The 14679-nt window shown below is 71.7% G+C and carries 9 protein-coding genes; all 9 read right to left on the bottom strand.

The window, feature by feature from the left end; genetic code table 11:
• Positions 1–131 precede the first annotated feature (131 nt).
• Complete coding sequence (locus tag IG54_RS38570) at positions 132–3851, bottom strand: non-ribosomal peptide synthetase (protein ID WP_234336444.1); 3720 nt, start codon at positions 3849–3851, stop codon at positions 132–134.
• A gap of 187 nt (positions 3852–4038) precedes the next feature.
• The gene (locus IG54_RS0133120) at positions 4039–5346 is read right to left on the bottom strand and encodes a HAMP domain-containing sensor histidine kinase (RefSeq protein ID WP_078594800.1); all 1308 of its coding nucleotides are present in this window, start codon (positions 5344–5346) and stop codon (positions 4039–4041) included.
• 263 nt (positions 5347–5609) lie between these two features.
• Positions 5610–7751 carry an ABC transporter ATP-binding protein gene (locus IG54_RS0133115; RefSeq protein WP_030793351.1) on the bottom strand — a complete coding sequence of 714 codons (2142 nt, stop codon included), beginning with the start codon at positions 7749–7751 and terminating at the stop codon, positions 5610–5612.
• Between the two features lie 47 nt (positions 7752–7798).
• Positions 7799–8023 (bottom strand): MbtH family protein, encoded by a 225-nt coding sequence (locus tag IG54_RS0133110; protein ID WP_030793348.1) that lies wholly within the window; start codon positions 8021–8023, stop codon positions 7799–7801.
• A gap of 125 nt (positions 8024–8148) precedes the next feature.
• Entirely contained in the window at positions 8149–8958 is an 810-nt protein-coding gene (locus tag IG54_RS0133105) for an alpha/beta fold hydrolase (RefSeq protein WP_030793346.1), read from the bottom strand.
• Between the two features lie 30 nt (positions 8959–8988).
• Positions 8989–10332 (bottom strand): (3,5-dihydroxyphenyl)acetyl-CoA 1,2-dioxygenase DpgC, encoded by a 1344-nt coding sequence (gene dpgC / locus IG54_RS0133100; RefSeq protein ID WP_420712306.1) that lies wholly within the window; start codon positions 10330–10332, stop codon positions 8989–8991.
• A complete protein-coding gene (gene dpgB / locus IG54_RS0133095; protein WP_030793341.1) occupies positions 10329–10997 on the bottom strand; it encodes an enoyl-CoA-hydratase DpgB in 669 nt (222 codons plus the stop codon). Before dpgB ends, dpgC begins: the two co-directional genes overlap by 4 nt.
• A gap of 47 nt (positions 10998–11044) precedes the next feature.
• Entirely contained in the window at positions 11045–12178 is a 1134-nt protein-coding gene (gene dpgA / locus IG54_RS0133090) for a 3,5-dihydroxyphenylacetyl-CoA synthase DpgA (RefSeq protein WP_030793339.1), read from the bottom strand.
• 64 nt (positions 12179–12242) lie between these two features.
• Positions 12243–14570 carry an aminotransferase class I/II-fold pyridoxal phosphate-dependent enzyme gene (locus IG54_RS40865; RefSeq protein WP_078594796.1) on the bottom strand — a complete coding sequence of 776 codons (2328 nt, stop codon included), beginning with the start codon at positions 14568–14570 and terminating at the stop codon, positions 12243–12245.
• Positions 14571–14679: the final 109 nt, after the last annotated feature.

Raw genomic sequence — 14679 nt, 5'->3', positions numbered from 1 at the left:
CGCACCCGCCACCACCGGCACCAACCGCCCCTCGAACGACGGCACCACAGGCCGCACACGATCCACCGGCAACACCAACTCCTGCGCCATCCCCTCCAAGGCATCGCGCCAGTACGCCAACTGACCGCTGATCACACTCGCCGGATCATCCAGCCCACCCAGAACCTCCCGCTGCCACAACGCGTAATCCGCGTACTGAACCGGCAACGGCCCCCACCCAGGCACACGCCCCTCACGTGATGCGCCACCACCGACAACACGAACTCACCCGGACCCACCACCAACAACCAGACCCGCCACGGCACATCCACCCGCAGATCAAAACCCTCACCCAACTGCCGGGCGAGCACCTCCGCCAGCCGCTCCTCATCGATCGGCGCGATGGTGAAGGAGGGGCGCGCGCCCGTGAGTACCCGCTGGTGGGGGGTGCCGGCGGTGTCGGGGAAGACGGTGCGCAGGCTCTCGTGGCGGTCCGCCACGTCACCGAGCGCCGCTTCCAGGGCAGCCACATCCAGTGCGCCCGAAATCCGCAGGGTCAGCGGCAAGTTGTAGGCGGCGGACGCTCCCGGTACCGAGTCCGCCATACGGTTCAGGAACCACATCCGCTGCTGCGCGAACGACAACGGCACCACATCCGGCCGCGACCGCCGACCCAACGCGACCCGACCCTCCCCCGCGAGCCCGCTGCCGCCCTCTTCCACCAGCCGGGCAAGGTCTGCCACGGTCGGCGCGCCGAACAGTTCACCGATGCCCAGCTCCACGTCGAGGACCGCACGCACCCGTGCCACCAGCCGCATTCCCAGCAGAGAGTCCCCGCCCAGCTCGAAGAACGACACGTCCGCGTCGACCCGGCCCAGGCCGAGGACCTCGCCGAACAGTCCGCACAGCACGTCCTCCAAGGGGGTCGCGGGGCCACGACCGCCGCCCGCGCCCACGAAGTCGGGCGACGGCAGGGCGGCCCTATCGAGCTTCCCGTTCACGGTGAGGGGCAGCTCGTCGAGGACCAGCACGGCGGCCGGGACCATGTACTCCGGGAGCGCCCCGGCCACGTACTCCCGCAGCAGCCGGGGGTCCGCGTCATGTCCGCCGTCGGGTACGACGTAGCCGATCAGCCGCTTGTCGCCGCCGGGGGCGCTGTCCTGCCGGGCCACCACGACCGCCTGGGCCACCGACGCGTGCCCGGCGAGGACCAGCTCGACCTCGCCGGGCTCCACCCGGAAACCGCGGACCTTCACCTGATCGTCCGCGCGCCCCACGAACGTCAACTCGCCCTCGGGCGTCCATCGCACCAGGTCACCGGTGCGGTACATCCGCCCGCCGTCGCCGAACGGGCACGCCACGAACCGCTCCGCCGTCAGCCCCGGGCGCCGCTGATACCCCCGCGCCAGGCCCGCCCCCGCCACATACAGCTCGCCCACCACACCGGCGGGGACGGGCCGGAGCGCCGCGTCGAGGACGTACACCTGACGGTTGCCGAGCGGGCGGCCGATCGGCAGCACCTGACCGCCCGCCGCGCCCGCGGGCAGCTCGTGCCACGTCGCGCACAACGTGATCTCGGTCGGGCCGTACAGGTGCCGCACCGCCACCTCCGGGCACGCCTCCCGCACCCGCGCCACCGCCCCGGCCGGCACCACGTCGCCGCCCGTCAGCACCTCGCCGAGACCCGCGAAAGACTCCGGTGACTCCTCGGCGAGCACCCGGAACATCCCCGCCGTGACGTGCAGCGCCGAGACACCCCCCGCGACCGCCGCCCGGATCCGCCCCGCGTCCACCACACCCGGCCCCGCGATCACGACCCGGCCGCCCGCGACCAGCGGCACCCACACCTCGAACAGCGACACGTCGAAGGCGTGGGGCGCGTGCATCAGCACCGCGTCGTCCGCGCCCACCGGCCAACCCGCGTCGGGGGCCACCAGCGCCGCCACACCCGCGTGCGGCACCGCCACGCCTTTCGGCACCCCCGTCGATCCCGACGTGTACATCACGTACGCCAGGTCCTGTCCGCCCACCGGGACGGCGGGGCCGTCGATCCGGGACGCGGCGACGGCCGCCCGCACCCGGGGGTCGTCGACGACCACCGGCTCCACCCCGGCGCCCACGGGCACCGCCTCCCGGAACGCCTCCGTGCACAGCACCGCCGCCGGATCCGAGTCGGCCAGCAGGAACGCCACCCGCTCCGCCGGGTACTCCATGTCCACCGGCACGAACGCCGCGCCCGCCCGCCACACCGCGAGCAGCGCGACGATCAGCTCCGCGGAGCGCTCCATCACCACCGCGACCCGGTCCCCGCGCCGCACCCCGACGCCCGCCAGATAGGAGGCGAGCCGGCCTGCGGCGGCGTCCAACTCACCGTGGGTCAGCGTGCGTTCGCCGTCGACGATCGCCACCGCGTCCATCGACCAGCCGAGCTGACGGGCCAGCAGCGCCGGCACCGAGTCCGCGGCGACCGGACGCCCGGTCGCGTTCCACGCCCGTACCACCTCGTCACGCCCGGCGCCATCCATCGCCTCGACGCGGCCCACCGGCAGCGACGGATCCGCGACCGCGCGCTCCAGGAACGTCAGGAACGACCGGTGTGCCGCCCGGAGCCAGTCGCGGTCGTACAGCGCGGGGTTGGCCTCGAAGGTGACCCGCATGCCCTCGCCCGCGGACCAGCCGCTCACCAGCACGCCGAAGTCCTCGACGCGCCTGTTCGACAGATCGCGGACGACGCCCTGGTGCTCGCCGAACCGCAGGCTCTCGCCGGCCGTCGGCATGACGTTGACGGAGGGCCCGAAGTGCCACCGGTCACCCGCCGGCCAGCTGAGTTCGCGGCGCAGCCGCTCCCCTCGGAAACCCTGGTGGGCGAGGAGGCCGCCGATCTCGCGCCCCGCGTCCCGCGCCAGGTCCAGGAGGCTCGCGTCCGGGGCCACGGGCAGCCGGAGGGGAAGCAGGTTCGCCATCGTGCACGGGGTTCGTCGCGCGTCGTCGCTCGCACGGCCGGGGACCGGGAGGCCGCGGCCGGACACCGGAAGGCTCAGGACGGCTTCGTCCGAGCCCGTCAGGCGGCCCGTGAAGGCGGCGAAGGCCGCGACGACGAGCCTGGGCCAGCTCACCTCGGCGCGGTCGGCCGCCGCGCACAGCGCCGCCACGGCGGCGGGCGCCAGGTGCCCTGTCTCCCGCAGGGCCTCGCGCTCGCCGTCGGCCCGTGCGGCCGAGCCGAGTCCGGGAACGCCGACGAGGTCCGGCCGGTCGGCGAAACGGTCGAGCCAGTACCGCCGGTCCTGCGCGTACCGCTCCGACGCGCGGTACGCGGCCTCCTGTCGCAGCAGGTCGCCGAGCGAGGCATGTCCGGCCGGCCGCGGAGACCGTCCGCTCAGCATCGCCGTATAGACGTCGGCGAGGCGGCGCGCTACCAGGGAGCACCCGAAGACGTCCATCAGCAGGTGGTCGTAGCGCTGGAACCAGATGTACCGGTCGGGGGCCAGGCGGAAGAGCGCGTAGGAGAAGGGGCGAGCGGAGTCGGGGTCCGTCTCCTGGTTCAGTTCCGCTCGCATCCATTCATCGGCGGCGGTTTCAGGATCGTCCTCCGCGCTGAGGTCGACGGATTCGAGAAGGGGAAAGCGGAGATGCTCGGGGGAGAGAACCTGCGACACCTTGTCGCCGTCCTCCACGAATCGCACCCGGAGGATTTCGGTTTCACCGACGACGTGCCGCAAGGCCCGGTCAAACACCTGCGCGTCGACCGGCCCCGCTATCCGCACGTACTGGCCGACGCCGTACATACGACGTGAGCCTTCCACGCGCTGCGCCAGCCATATCCCTTCCTGGGAGTCGAACAAGGGCAGAGTGCGACCAGCTGTGCCGTTCATCATTCCCCCTCGCCGCGCGAACCGCGTCGGCTATGTCACTCCTGAGCCGTCCAACCGCGCACAATGCGCACTTGGACACAGGGCAGGCGCATGAACAAGCGCGGTGAATTCGATGCTATGGCCGGGAGGGGAATTGATGCGACCGTCCACAGGGACCCACCGGGGACGGAATCGCCCGGGGACGGATTCACCCGGAGGCGGAATCGCCCGCGATCGTCACGGGGGCGGCCTGGGCCCGGTGTTGGCCGCCGTTCTGCTGCCGGTCCTGCGGGCGCCGCGCCGTCCGGAGCGGGAAGGCGACCTCGACCACCAGACCGCCTCGCGGCCTCGCGTGCGCGTTCAGGGTGGCGCCGTGGGCCGTGGCGATGGAGCGCACGATCGACAGGCCGAGACCGTGGTGGCCGTCGCCCGCGGTGCGGTCGAGCCGCTGGAACGGTTCGAACAGACGGCCCACCCGGTCCGGCGGAACCCGGTGGCCGGAATTGGCCACCCGCACGACGGCGCGCTCGCCCTCGACGCGGGTCACCAGCTTCACCCACCCGTCGGGCTCGTTGTAGCCGATGGCGTTGTCCAGGAGGTTGGCCACCAGGCGCTCGACCAGCGCGCTGTCGCCCCAGGTACCCGCGGCCCCGATCGCCGAGTCCACCCGCAGCCCCCGCCGCTCCGCCCGCTCTCGGCAACCGAGCACCGCCTTCCCCGCCAGCTCACCCAGCTCCAACGGCTCCCGGCGGTCGAGGCCGCGTTCACTGCTCGACAGGGTCAGCAGCGACTCCAGGAGCCGGGCCTGCTGTTCGCTGAGCACCAACAACCGTTCGAAGTTGGACCGAAAGGACTCCACGGTGGCATCGCGGTCGATCAACGACTCCTCAAGGAGCGCGTGTTCGACGGTCAGTGGCGTACGCAATTCGTGTGCGGCGTTGGCGACGAACCGTTTGTGGGAGTCGAGGGCGCCCTCCAGCCGGCCGAGCAGCCCGTCGACCGTGTCCGCGAGGTCCTTGAGTTCGTCGGCGGGCCCCTCGGCGGCGAGGCGTTCGTGCACGTTGTGCGCGGAGATGCGCTGGATGGTGGAGGTCATTGTGCGCAGGGGCCGCAGCACCCGCCCCGCGACGAACCAGCCGAGGCCGATCGCGATCACCGACATGATGGCCAGCGCGACACCGGACTCGATCAACAGGCGGTTCATCTCCATCTCGTGCTGGCGCATCGCCTGCTGGCGCCGAGCCTCCGCGATGCCCTTCAGGGCGGCCGAAGCGCCCCCGTCCGTGTACATGTGCGCGCCGTCGTCCGTGGGCGGGCCGGACTGCTCGCGGCTGAAGAAGAACACTCCGTTGAAGCGGCTGACCAGCAGATAGGTGATCGTCAGCAGGACGGCGCCGGATACGACGAACAGTGACCCGTACAGCAGGGTGAGCCGCATGCGCACCCGTTTGGGCAGGAGGCGGGTGACCGCCCAGGCACGGAAGCGGGCCGCGTGGGGCGGGCTGGGCAGACGCATCGGCATCGCACCTCACATCCGGTACCCGCCGCGGGGGACGGTCTCGAGCACCTGTGGTGTTCCGAGCCTCGTCCGCAGCCGGTGGTCGGAAGAGGCACACAGACGCTTGTCAGGCTACCGCCGCGGCGCCGCCGCCGAGCCGCGCGGGCGAAACCCGCCCCGAACCCGCCCTTCGGCCGTCCCTGGCCCGATCCCGCCGGAAACGCGGCATCCGCGACGCCGATGCGCGCGTCGCGGATGCCGATCGTCCGTTGCTCATCTCCTCATCCGGGGCCGTGGGGGCCGGGCCCGTGTGGCCCGGGTCCGCCTGGGCCGCCGGGGCCGCCGGGGCCGCCGGGGCCGATGAAGAATCCCGGACCGCCGGGACCGCCCGGGCCTCCCGGTCCCGGGCCTGGGCCCCCCGGACCCGCTTGGAAGGCACCCTCCGGGCCGCCGCCCGCGAATACCGGGCCGGGCGGGGCGCCGACCGGTTCGGGCACCGGCGCCTGCCCGTTCGAGGACGGCTGATCCGAGGACGGCTGACGGGAGAACTGCGTGCGGTACAACTCCGCGTAGAGCCCGTCCAGTTCCATCAGCTCTTCGTGGGTGCCGCGCTCCTGGACCCTGCCCTGGTCGATGACGAGGATCTGGTCGGCATCGCGGATGGTGGAGAGGCGGTGGGCGATCACCAGGGAGGTGCGCCCCTTCAGCGCGGTCTTCAGAGCCCGTTGCAGCGCCGCCTCGGACTCCGAGTCCAGGTGCGCGGTCGCCTCGTCGAGGACGACGATGGGCGGGGCCTTGAGCAGCAGTCTGGCCATGGCCACGCGCTGCTTCTCGCCGCCGGAGAAGCGGTACCCGCGGTCGCCGACGACGGTGTCGAAGCCGTCGGGCAGCATCTCGATCAGGTCCCAGATCTGCGCCGCCTTGCACGCCTCGATCAGGTCCTGCTCGGTGGCGTCGGGGCGGGCGTACGTCAGGTTGTCGCGGATGGTCGCGTGGAAGAGGTGCGCGTCCTGCGTCACCATGCCGACGGTCTCGCTCAGGGACCGCAGCGTCACGTCGCGGATGTCGTGGCCGCCGATCCTGATGACGCCCTCGACCGGGTCGTACAGCCGCGGCACCAGGTGGGTGATCGTCGTCTTTCCCGCGCCGGACGGGCCGACCAGCGCGGTCAGCTTGCCCGCGGGCGCGGTGAAGGTCAGATCGCTCAGGGTCCAGGTGTTCTGCGCGCGTTCCTGCATGGGCAGGGCGATGGACTCCAGCGAGGCGAGCGAGACATCGGCGGCCCGCGGGTAGCGGAAGAACACCCCGTCGAACACGATGTCGGGCGCGGTGCCGCCGGTTTCACTTGTGGCGGGCAGGGGCACGGCGTCCGGCTTCTCGGAGATCAGCGGCTTGAGGTCGAGGATCTCGAAGAGCCGGTCGAAGCTGACGAGCGCGGTCAGCACGCTCGTCTGCGCGCCGGCGAGCTGGTTGATGGGCCCCATCAGTCGGGTGATCAGGGTGGCGAGCGCCACCAGGGTGCCGATCTGGAAGGTGCCCTCGATGACGAGGCTGCCACCGAGGCCGTAGACGAGCGCGGTGGCGAGCGAGCCGACCAGCATCATCGTCAGGAAGAGCATCTTGCCGTAGACGGCGGTCAGGATGCCGAGGTCCCTGCCCTTGGCCGCGAGCCCGGAGAACATGCCCGTCTCACCGGCGGGACGGCCGTACAGCTTGGCCAGCAGGGCGCCGGTCACGTTGAACCGCTCGCTCATGAACGAGCCGACCTCGGCGTTGACCTGCATGTGCTCCCGCATGATCCGCTGGAGCCGGCCGCCTACCAGCTTCCCGGGCAGGATGAACAGCGGAATGATCACCAGGGAGATCAGGGTGACCACCCAGGACAGATAGAACATCGTGATCAGTACGAGGATCAGCGTCAGGCCGGCGGACGCCACCGTGGACAGCAGTGTCGTGACCGCCTGTTGGGCGCCGACCACATCGGTGTTGAGCCTGCTGACGAGCGACCCCGTCTGCGCGCGGGTGAAGAACGCCAACGGCTGGCGCTGCACATGGTCGAAGACCTTGGTGCGGAGGTCGTAGATGAGCCCCTCACTGATCCGCCCCGAGTACCAGGCCTCGGCGAACCCGAGCGCGGTGCTCAGCAGCGCGAGGGCGGCGACCGCCACGGAGATCCACACGACCACCGAGTTGTTGCGTTCGACGATTCCATCGTCGATGAGGTACATGAACAGGATGGGCGTGGCCACCACGTTCGCCGCGTTGAGCGCGGTGATGACCAGGAGAAGCACGATGTTGAGGCGGTATGGCTTCGTGTAGGGGATGACGCGTTTCGCCGTGCCGGGCTTGATTCGCTGTTTGGTCACCGGCTGGTCCGGCCCCATACCGCCGCTCATTATCACCGGCCCCGGGCCACCGATCATGGCCACGAAAACCTCCCGTTTCCGTTGTCGTTGCGGTCCGGGCGCGCCTAGCCGGCGGCTTCGTACTTCTCCATCTCCTCGATGAGGCTCTTGGGACGGATGTCCGTCCAGTTCTCCTCTATGTAATCGAGGCAGGCCTTCCTCGTGTCTTCGCCGAAGACGGTCTTCCAACCGGCCGGCACTTCGGCGAAGGAGGGCCAGAGCGAATGCTGGTTCTCGTCGTTGACCAGAACGAGGAAGGTGCCGTTTTCGTCGTCGAACGGGTTGGGCATGACCACTCCGATCAGTTTCTGGCGGCTCAATTGCTGTCGGCAGGACGCGTTTTACGCTAGCCGGGTGCGCGTGGGCCGACAAGGGCGTCCAGGGCGTCCATTGCGTGCCGGACGCGGGAAAGAATTCACGGCGTTCGGCCGGCGAGGAATCCGGTGATCGCCGCATTCACGGCGGCGGGCCTCTCCAGATATCCGTAGTGGCCGCAACCGGGCATCTCGGTATAGGTACTTCCGGGAATGCTCTGCGCGACCTCGCGGGACAGGTGCGGGCGGATGACCAGGTCGTCCTGGAACCCGATCACCAGGCAGGGTGTGCTGATGCGCCGGTACGCCCGCAGGCGGTCCGGGATCAGCTGGATCCCGAGCTGGCCGCGTGGCGCCGCCCGGTCGACGGCGGACATCTCGAAGACGGCGAGCCAGTCCCGCAGCCCCTCGTCGTCGTTCAGTGTGCGCGGCGAGAGATTTTGCAGGGCCTGCACATAGGCGGCGAACCGGGGCGGCAACTTGCCGTCGCCGTCGCCGAGTTCCAGGTCGGCGGCCGTCATGGCGGCGGTCAGCGCGTCCGTTCGTCCGCTGGTCGCCATCAGGACGGCCCGCGTGACGAGTTCGGGGCGGGCCAGGAGCAGTTCCTGGACGGCGATCGCGCCCAGTGAGTAGCCGACGACCGGACACGCGCCCTCGCCCAGGTGCTCGATGAGGCCCGCGATGTCCGCCGCCATGTCGTGGAGGGTGAAATCCTCGGGGCAGGGGTCGCTCGGCGGGATCCCCCGGTTGTCGAGGGTGATCACCCGGTAGCCCGCCCGGGTCAGGGCGGGCACCTGGTGCGTGCGCCATATGCGGCCGGGCGCTCCGGTGCCGGTGACCATGACGACCGGCTTGCCGGTGCCGTACTCGTCGTAACCGAGCCTGACTCCGTTGACGAGCGCGATCGGCATCGCGGTGTCCTCTCATCCGAATCATCCGAATCATCCGAACCGGCCGACCTTGTCGATGACGTCCTGGCCGTAGATCCGCAGCGCCTGCTGGAGCGCGAACTCCGCCATGTACGCGCGGAACGCGTCCGGCGGTTCCTCGGCGAGGTTGAGCATGCGGCGGTTGGCGAGCACCGCGGCCCCGTCGAGCCGGGCCACACAGCGCTCGACCGCGGCGTCCATGTCCTGCGGTTCCACGACCTCGTCGACCAGCAGCCGGGCCGCCGGTTCCGCCGCCCTGATCCTGCGGCCGCCGAGGATGACCTGCCGGGCGAGCCGGGGGCCCGTGTACCGGGTGAACCGGAGGTTGGCGACGCCGGGGATGATGCCTTCCTTCGCCGCGGGCAGGCTGAGGTAGGCGTCGGAGGCGGCCAGCACGTGGTCGCAGACCAGCAGGAGCTGGGCCCCGCCGCCGATGGCGAAGCCGTCCACCGCGGCGACCCAGGGCTTGTCCACGTACGGCGAGTGCCACTGGCCGGGGTGGTCGGTGAGGACACCGCGTACGAGCTTGTGGAGGTAGCCGAGTTCGCGGCGCAGCAGGAACCCGACGAGCGGGATGTCACCGGAGCTGAGGCTCTTGAGGTTGATGCCCGCGCTGAACACGCGCCGGCCGCGGTAGCGCGGGTGGCTCATCTCTCCCCCGCGCAGCAGCCCCACGCGTACGGCCGGGTCGAGCAGGGCGAGGTCGACGGCGGTCTCCATGTCGTCGACCTGGCAGGTGTCCTCGGCGTTCAGGCGGTCGTCGCGGCACATGGTCAGCCGGGCCACACCGTCGTCGCCCCGTTCGACGTGCACGGACTCCATGCGTACCTCTCCGGTGCGCGTGAACTCGTCGAGCAGTCCGAGGGCGCGGGGAGTCGGCCGGAGCATGGCGTCGAGGAGGTGCGGGCCCGCGGTCGGTGAGCGCAGGACCGCGCGCAGGAAGACGCCCTGGTCGATCTCGTGGCCCTCCTTGGCGGCCTGGGGCCTGCTGCGCTCGGCCGCGAGCCGGTCCTCGTCGGGCACCAGGCCGGGCAGCTCGGTGGCGGCGGCCTCCAGGAGTTCGCCGATGCGGAGCGCGACGGTGCGTCCGCCGGTCAGCCGGTCGTACACGGCATCGGCGTACGTGTCGAGGAACGCTGCCCGCAGGGCGCGGGCCGCGTCCTTGGCGGCGGCGGCTTCGGCCCGTTCGCCGGGTGTGCGGGCGGGTGGCTCCGGCAGGGCCTTCGTGAGTTCGTCGACGCGGGCGACGGCTCCGGACGAGGCGGCCAGGGCCGACCAGACGTCCCTGACGTCCGCGTGTCCGGGTGTCGCGGGCGGGGCGGGCGTGCGGGCGGGGCCGTGGCGGACCGTCGTCACGAGGCCGGCACCTCCTCGTCGGCGCCCTGCCGCAGGGCGCGGTCGCAGGCCGCGAGGTGGGCGCCCAGCGCGTCCTCGAAGCTGGTCGTCGCGGCGTCGAACAGCAACTGCCGCCGGATCGCGATCTCTTTGCCGGACAGGCCCTCCGCGAGGTCGGCTGCGGCCGTGCCGGCCGCCGCCGGGTCGTCGGCCAGCTCGTCGACGACGCCCAGCGCCAGTGCCTCGGCGGCCTCGATCGGTCGGCCGAACAGGACGGCTCGCCGGACCCGAGCGGCCCCGGCGAGCTGGACCAGGCGGTAGCCGGCCATGCCGGGCCAGGTGGCCGTGGCGTCGCGCGGGACGAGGAACCGGGTGTTCGGGGCGGCCACGCGGAGATCGGCGGCGAGGAACGCGTCGAGCGCGGTCCCGCCGCAGTCGCCGCGGGCCACCGCGAGCGTGACGGCCGGCAGCCGTTCCAGGCGGCGCAGGGCGCGCTCCCATTTGGTGACGAGCGTGACGTCGAGGCCGCCGGTCCAGTCGCCGTGCGGCGCGCCGGTGACGTGGACGGATGTGACGCCGTGGCCGTGCGGGTCCTCCGCGCGGTCGCAGAGGTCCGTGACGGCTTTGACGGCCGTGGCCGTAAGGGGCTCGGAGCCGTCCAACTCCAGTGTGTTCAGGGGCTTCATGGTCCCGTCCGTCCTCGTCGTCGGCGCGTTCCCACCACGGCTCGCCCTTACCATCGGATCAGCGCGGTCTCGATGGTGGAGCCCGGGCCCATGGTCATGAGCACTCCGTGCTCGCCGGGCCGGGTGACCCCCTCTTCGAGGAGGCGTTCGTAGGAGAAGAGGAACGAGCCGCTGGACACGTTCCCGTGGTCGCGCAGCACGCCGACGGTGTGCCGTACGTCGTGGCGGGTCAGCCCGAGGTTGACCACGACGGCGTCGATGACCTTCTTGCCCCCGGAGTGCACGAGCCAGTGCCGGATGTCGCTCCTGCGCAGTCCGGTGCCGTCCAGCAGGCGGTCGACGACGATCTCGGCGTGCGCGCCCACGACGTAGGGGATCTGGGGGTCGAGGAAGAAGCTGAACCTGCCCTGCGCGCGGTCCCAGTCGTAGCGCATCGCGTCCACGGCCTCCGGGATGATGCAGCTGGCGAACTTCAGTACCGCCGGGGCCGGTTGTGCCGTCGGCTCGCGCCCGTTCCCCGCGACGAGGGCGACGGCCGCCGCGCCGTCACCGAACAGGCTGTTCACGACGGCCGTACGCATCGTCGAGTCCATGGCGTACGCGGCCGAGCACGCTTCCACGCAGAGTACGACGGCGAGTTCACCGGGGTGGGACGCCGCCCAGCCGGACTCGACGCTCAGGGCGTTGAGGCCCGCGTTGCAGCCCATGCCGACGATGTCGGCCCTGCCGCAGTGCCGGTCGATGCCCAACTCCCTTATCAGCAGGGCGCTGAGGCCCGGCGTGAGGAATCCGGTGGAGGTGACGCAGCACAGGTGGCGCAGGTCGGCGAGTTCGGCACCGGCGTTCTTCAGGCAGACGCGCAGCGCTTCGGCACCCATCTCCAGTGCCAGTGCCTTGTGCTTGTCGAGCAGATCGCCCTGGGACTCGGGGGCGCGCACGCCGTGGGCGTCCTCGGCGGGCAGGGTGAGGTTGCGGCGCTCGATGGCGCTGTTGAGGAAGACCGACCGCACCTTGGGGTCGGTGATGCCGAAGGCGTCGAGCACTTCCCGCTGGGAGTAGGAGGTGGCGCTCACGGCCGTGCCCACTCCGGTGATCCGGGGGGCTGTCGGCGGTTGGCTCCGCCGCGTCGCCGGGGCCCGGACGCCGTCCAGCACCCCGGGCGGTGCTATGTCAGTGGTCATCGGAAGGTCCACCCCCACATGCGTGGCTTGCTTCGGCGCGGTTCTCGCAGGGCGTTGGTGCCGTTCACGGTGCTGTCCCTTCCGGTGTCGCGCTCCGCGCCTCGATGAAGCGCGCGAGCCTCGCGGCACCCTCCTCGATCTGAGTGGGCGTCAGGTAGCTGGTGGAGAGGCGGATGCCGTGCTGTCCGCCGCCCTCGGGATGGAAGTACGACATGGGCGTCCAGATGACGCCGAAGTCCTGAGCGGAGTGGATCAGCGCGGCGTTGTCGGCGCGGAACGGCACGCGCACGGTGAGGAAGAAGCCGCCCGTGGGTTCGTTCCAGCGCACGCCGAGGGCCTCGCGCCGGTCCGGCGGGAGACGGCGGTCCAGCTCCCTGAGCGTGGCCCGCATGGCGTCGCCGTAGTAGGCGGCGGCCGCGGTGTTCAGCTCCGAGACCATCCCGTCCGCCGCGAGGAGGGCGCCCGCCACGGCGGCCTGGCTGAGCGAGGAGGTGTTGACCGTCACCATGCTCTTGATCTTCGCCAGCTCGTCCGCGAGCAGTCCGGTGCGGCCCGAGTCGTCGAGGACGGGCTGGTCGGCGACGACGAAGCCCACCCGGGCGCCGGGGAACACCGTCTTGGAGAACGAGCCCAGGTGCACCACGGTGTGCGCGCGGTCCAGGGACTTCAGGGTGGGCAGCGGCCGGCCGGGGCTCACCAGGCGGTAGGGGCTGTCCTCCAGTACGAGGATGCCGTGGCGGGCGGCGAGCGCGAGGAGTTCGGCGCGGGCCCGCGGGCCCATCGTGGTGCCGGACGGGTTGGAGTGGTCGGGTACGACGTAGAAGGCCCGGGGGCGGCGCCCGCGCGCCCGTTCGTTCCTGATCGCCGCTTCCAGATCGGCGCAGGAGAACCCGTCCTCGCCTTCCTCCACGGCGGTGACCGCCACGTCCAGGAGCCGGGCCGCGCCGGTGATCCCCACGTAACAGGGGCTGGAGACGAGGAGCACGTCGTCGGGTCCGCTGATGAGGGCCCGCAGTACGAGGAGCATCGCCTCCTGCGCCCCGACGGTCACCACGATGGACTCGGCCGGTACGTCGATGTTCTCGTCGGCGCGCAGCGAGTCGGCGATGATCTCCCGGATCTGGCCCGCGGTGGGCCCGTACTGGTACATGGCGGTGCGTACCTGCCGCGGTGAACTGCCCTGCTCCGCAAGGTGGTTCAGATACCGGCGCAGGTGCGTGAAGATCTGCTCGCTGTCGAAGAAGCCGTCGTAGGGGCGGCCCGGCGCGAAGGAGATCGCCTCCGGATAGCGGGAGGTGATCTCGTTGAGGAAGGTCATGGTGTCCAGGACCGGGTCGGACACGCTGGCGTGCAGCTCGGCCTTCCGCAGCGGCCGTGCGGCGTGGACCGGCGCCGCTTCGGCGGGGCGGGGGCCGGTGCGGATCGCGTCGGGGCCGATGTCCGCGAGCGTGGCGGCGCCCGTGAACACCATCGCGTCGGTCAGCTCCCGGACGAGGCCGCCCAGCGCTTCCGTCACGCCCGCGCGTCCCTGCGCCCGCAGCCCGTCGAGGACCGGGCGCCCCACCACGACGGCGTCCGCGCCCCGGGCGAGCGACGCCAGGATGTCCGCGCCACGGCGGACACCGCCGCTCAGCAGGACGGGGCAGCGGCCCGCCACGGCCTCGGCGATCTCCGGGAGGGCGTCGAGGGCGGTGACCACGATTCCGTCGGCGCCCGTGTCCATGGCACGCCGCGCCTCGGTGGCGCTTGCGATGCCCGCGACCAGCAGCGGCAGCCCGGTGGCCGAGCGCAGCCACGCCACGTCGGACCAGTCGGCGCGGGACCGGAGCAGGGTGCGTACGTCGTCGAAGGGGCCCGGCGCGCCCAGTTCGGCGGGGGCGGCTACGCGCCGGGCGCGGACGTCGTCGCGGTCGCCGAGCGAGAGGAGCAGCGCCCCGACCCCGGCGTCCCGTGCCCGCCCGGCGAGGCGGCGTGCCGTCTCCCGGTCCCGGAACGCGTAGGTCCGCAGCCAGAGGGGGACGTCGGCGGCCGAGGCGAGTTCGGCGAACGTCCGCTCGGCGAAGGCGCTCACCACGGCCGGGAGCCCGGCCGCCGCCGCTGCCCTGACGACGGCGAGTTCGCCGCCGGGCCGTGCCGGGGCGTCGAGCGGGCCGACGACCAGCGGCGCCGACCAGCTCCGGTCGAGGACCTTCACGGTGGTCTCGGACGCCGCGGCACCGGCCTGTCCGGACCTACCGAACTTGCCGGACTGCCCGGACTGCCCGGACTGCCCGGACTGCCCGGACTGGCGCAGGCCGATCCGGTCGAAGGCGTCGCGGTTGGCGGCGGACGCGCGGTCTTCGGCAGCCAGGGAATTTCCCGGCGCGTAATCGTCGGCGATCTGTTCCGCCATGGATTTCCCCCAGGCGTCCACGAGTCCGGCAGTTCGGCAGTTCGGCAGTTCGGCAGTCAGCAGTCAGCAGTCAGCAGTCAGCAGTCAGCAGTCAGCAGTCAGCAGTCAG

The organism is Streptomyces sp. NRRL S-920 (genome assembly GCF_000717945.1).
Taxonomy (GTDB): Bacteria; Actinomycetota; Actinomycetes; order Streptomycetales; family Streptomycetaceae; genus Streptomyces; species Streptomyces alboniger.
Note: the sequence above shows the minus strand (reverse complement) of the source record. Positions and strands in the feature narration are given on the sequence as shown.

Bases quoted from the DNA above. Each gene is read 5' to 3' on its own strand.
- IG54_RS38570 (WP_234336444.1), bottom strand. From the start codon at position 3,851: ATGAACGGCACAGCTGGTCGCACTCTGCCCTTGTTCGACTCCCAGGAA.
- IG54_RS0133120 (WP_078594800.1), bottom strand. From the start codon at position 5,346: ATGCGTCTGCCCAGCCCGCCCCACGCGGCCCGCTTCCGTGCCTGGGCG.
- IG54_RS0133115 (WP_030793351.1), bottom strand. From the start codon at position 7,751: ATGATCGGTGGCCCGGGGCCGGTGATAATGAGCGGCGGTATGGGGCCG.
- IG54_RS0133110 (WP_030793348.1), bottom strand. From the start codon at position 8,023: ATGCCCAACCCGTTCGACGACGAAAACGGCACCTTCCTCGTTCTGGTC.
- IG54_RS0133105 (WP_030793346.1), bottom strand. From the start codon at position 8,958: ATGCCGATCGCGCTCGTCAACGGAGTCAGGCTCGGTTACGACGAGTAC.
- dpgB (WP_030793341.1), bottom strand. From the start codon at position 10,997: ATGAAGCCCCTGAACACACTGGAGTTGGACGGCTCCGAGCCCCTTACG.
- dpgA (WP_030793339.1), bottom strand. From the start codon at position 12,178: ATGACCACTGACATAGCACCGCCCGGGGTGCTGGACGGCGTCCGGGCC.
- IG54_RS40865 (WP_078594796.1), bottom strand. From the start codon at position 14,570: ATGGCGGAACAGATCGCCGACGATTACGCGCCGGGAAATTCCCTGGCT.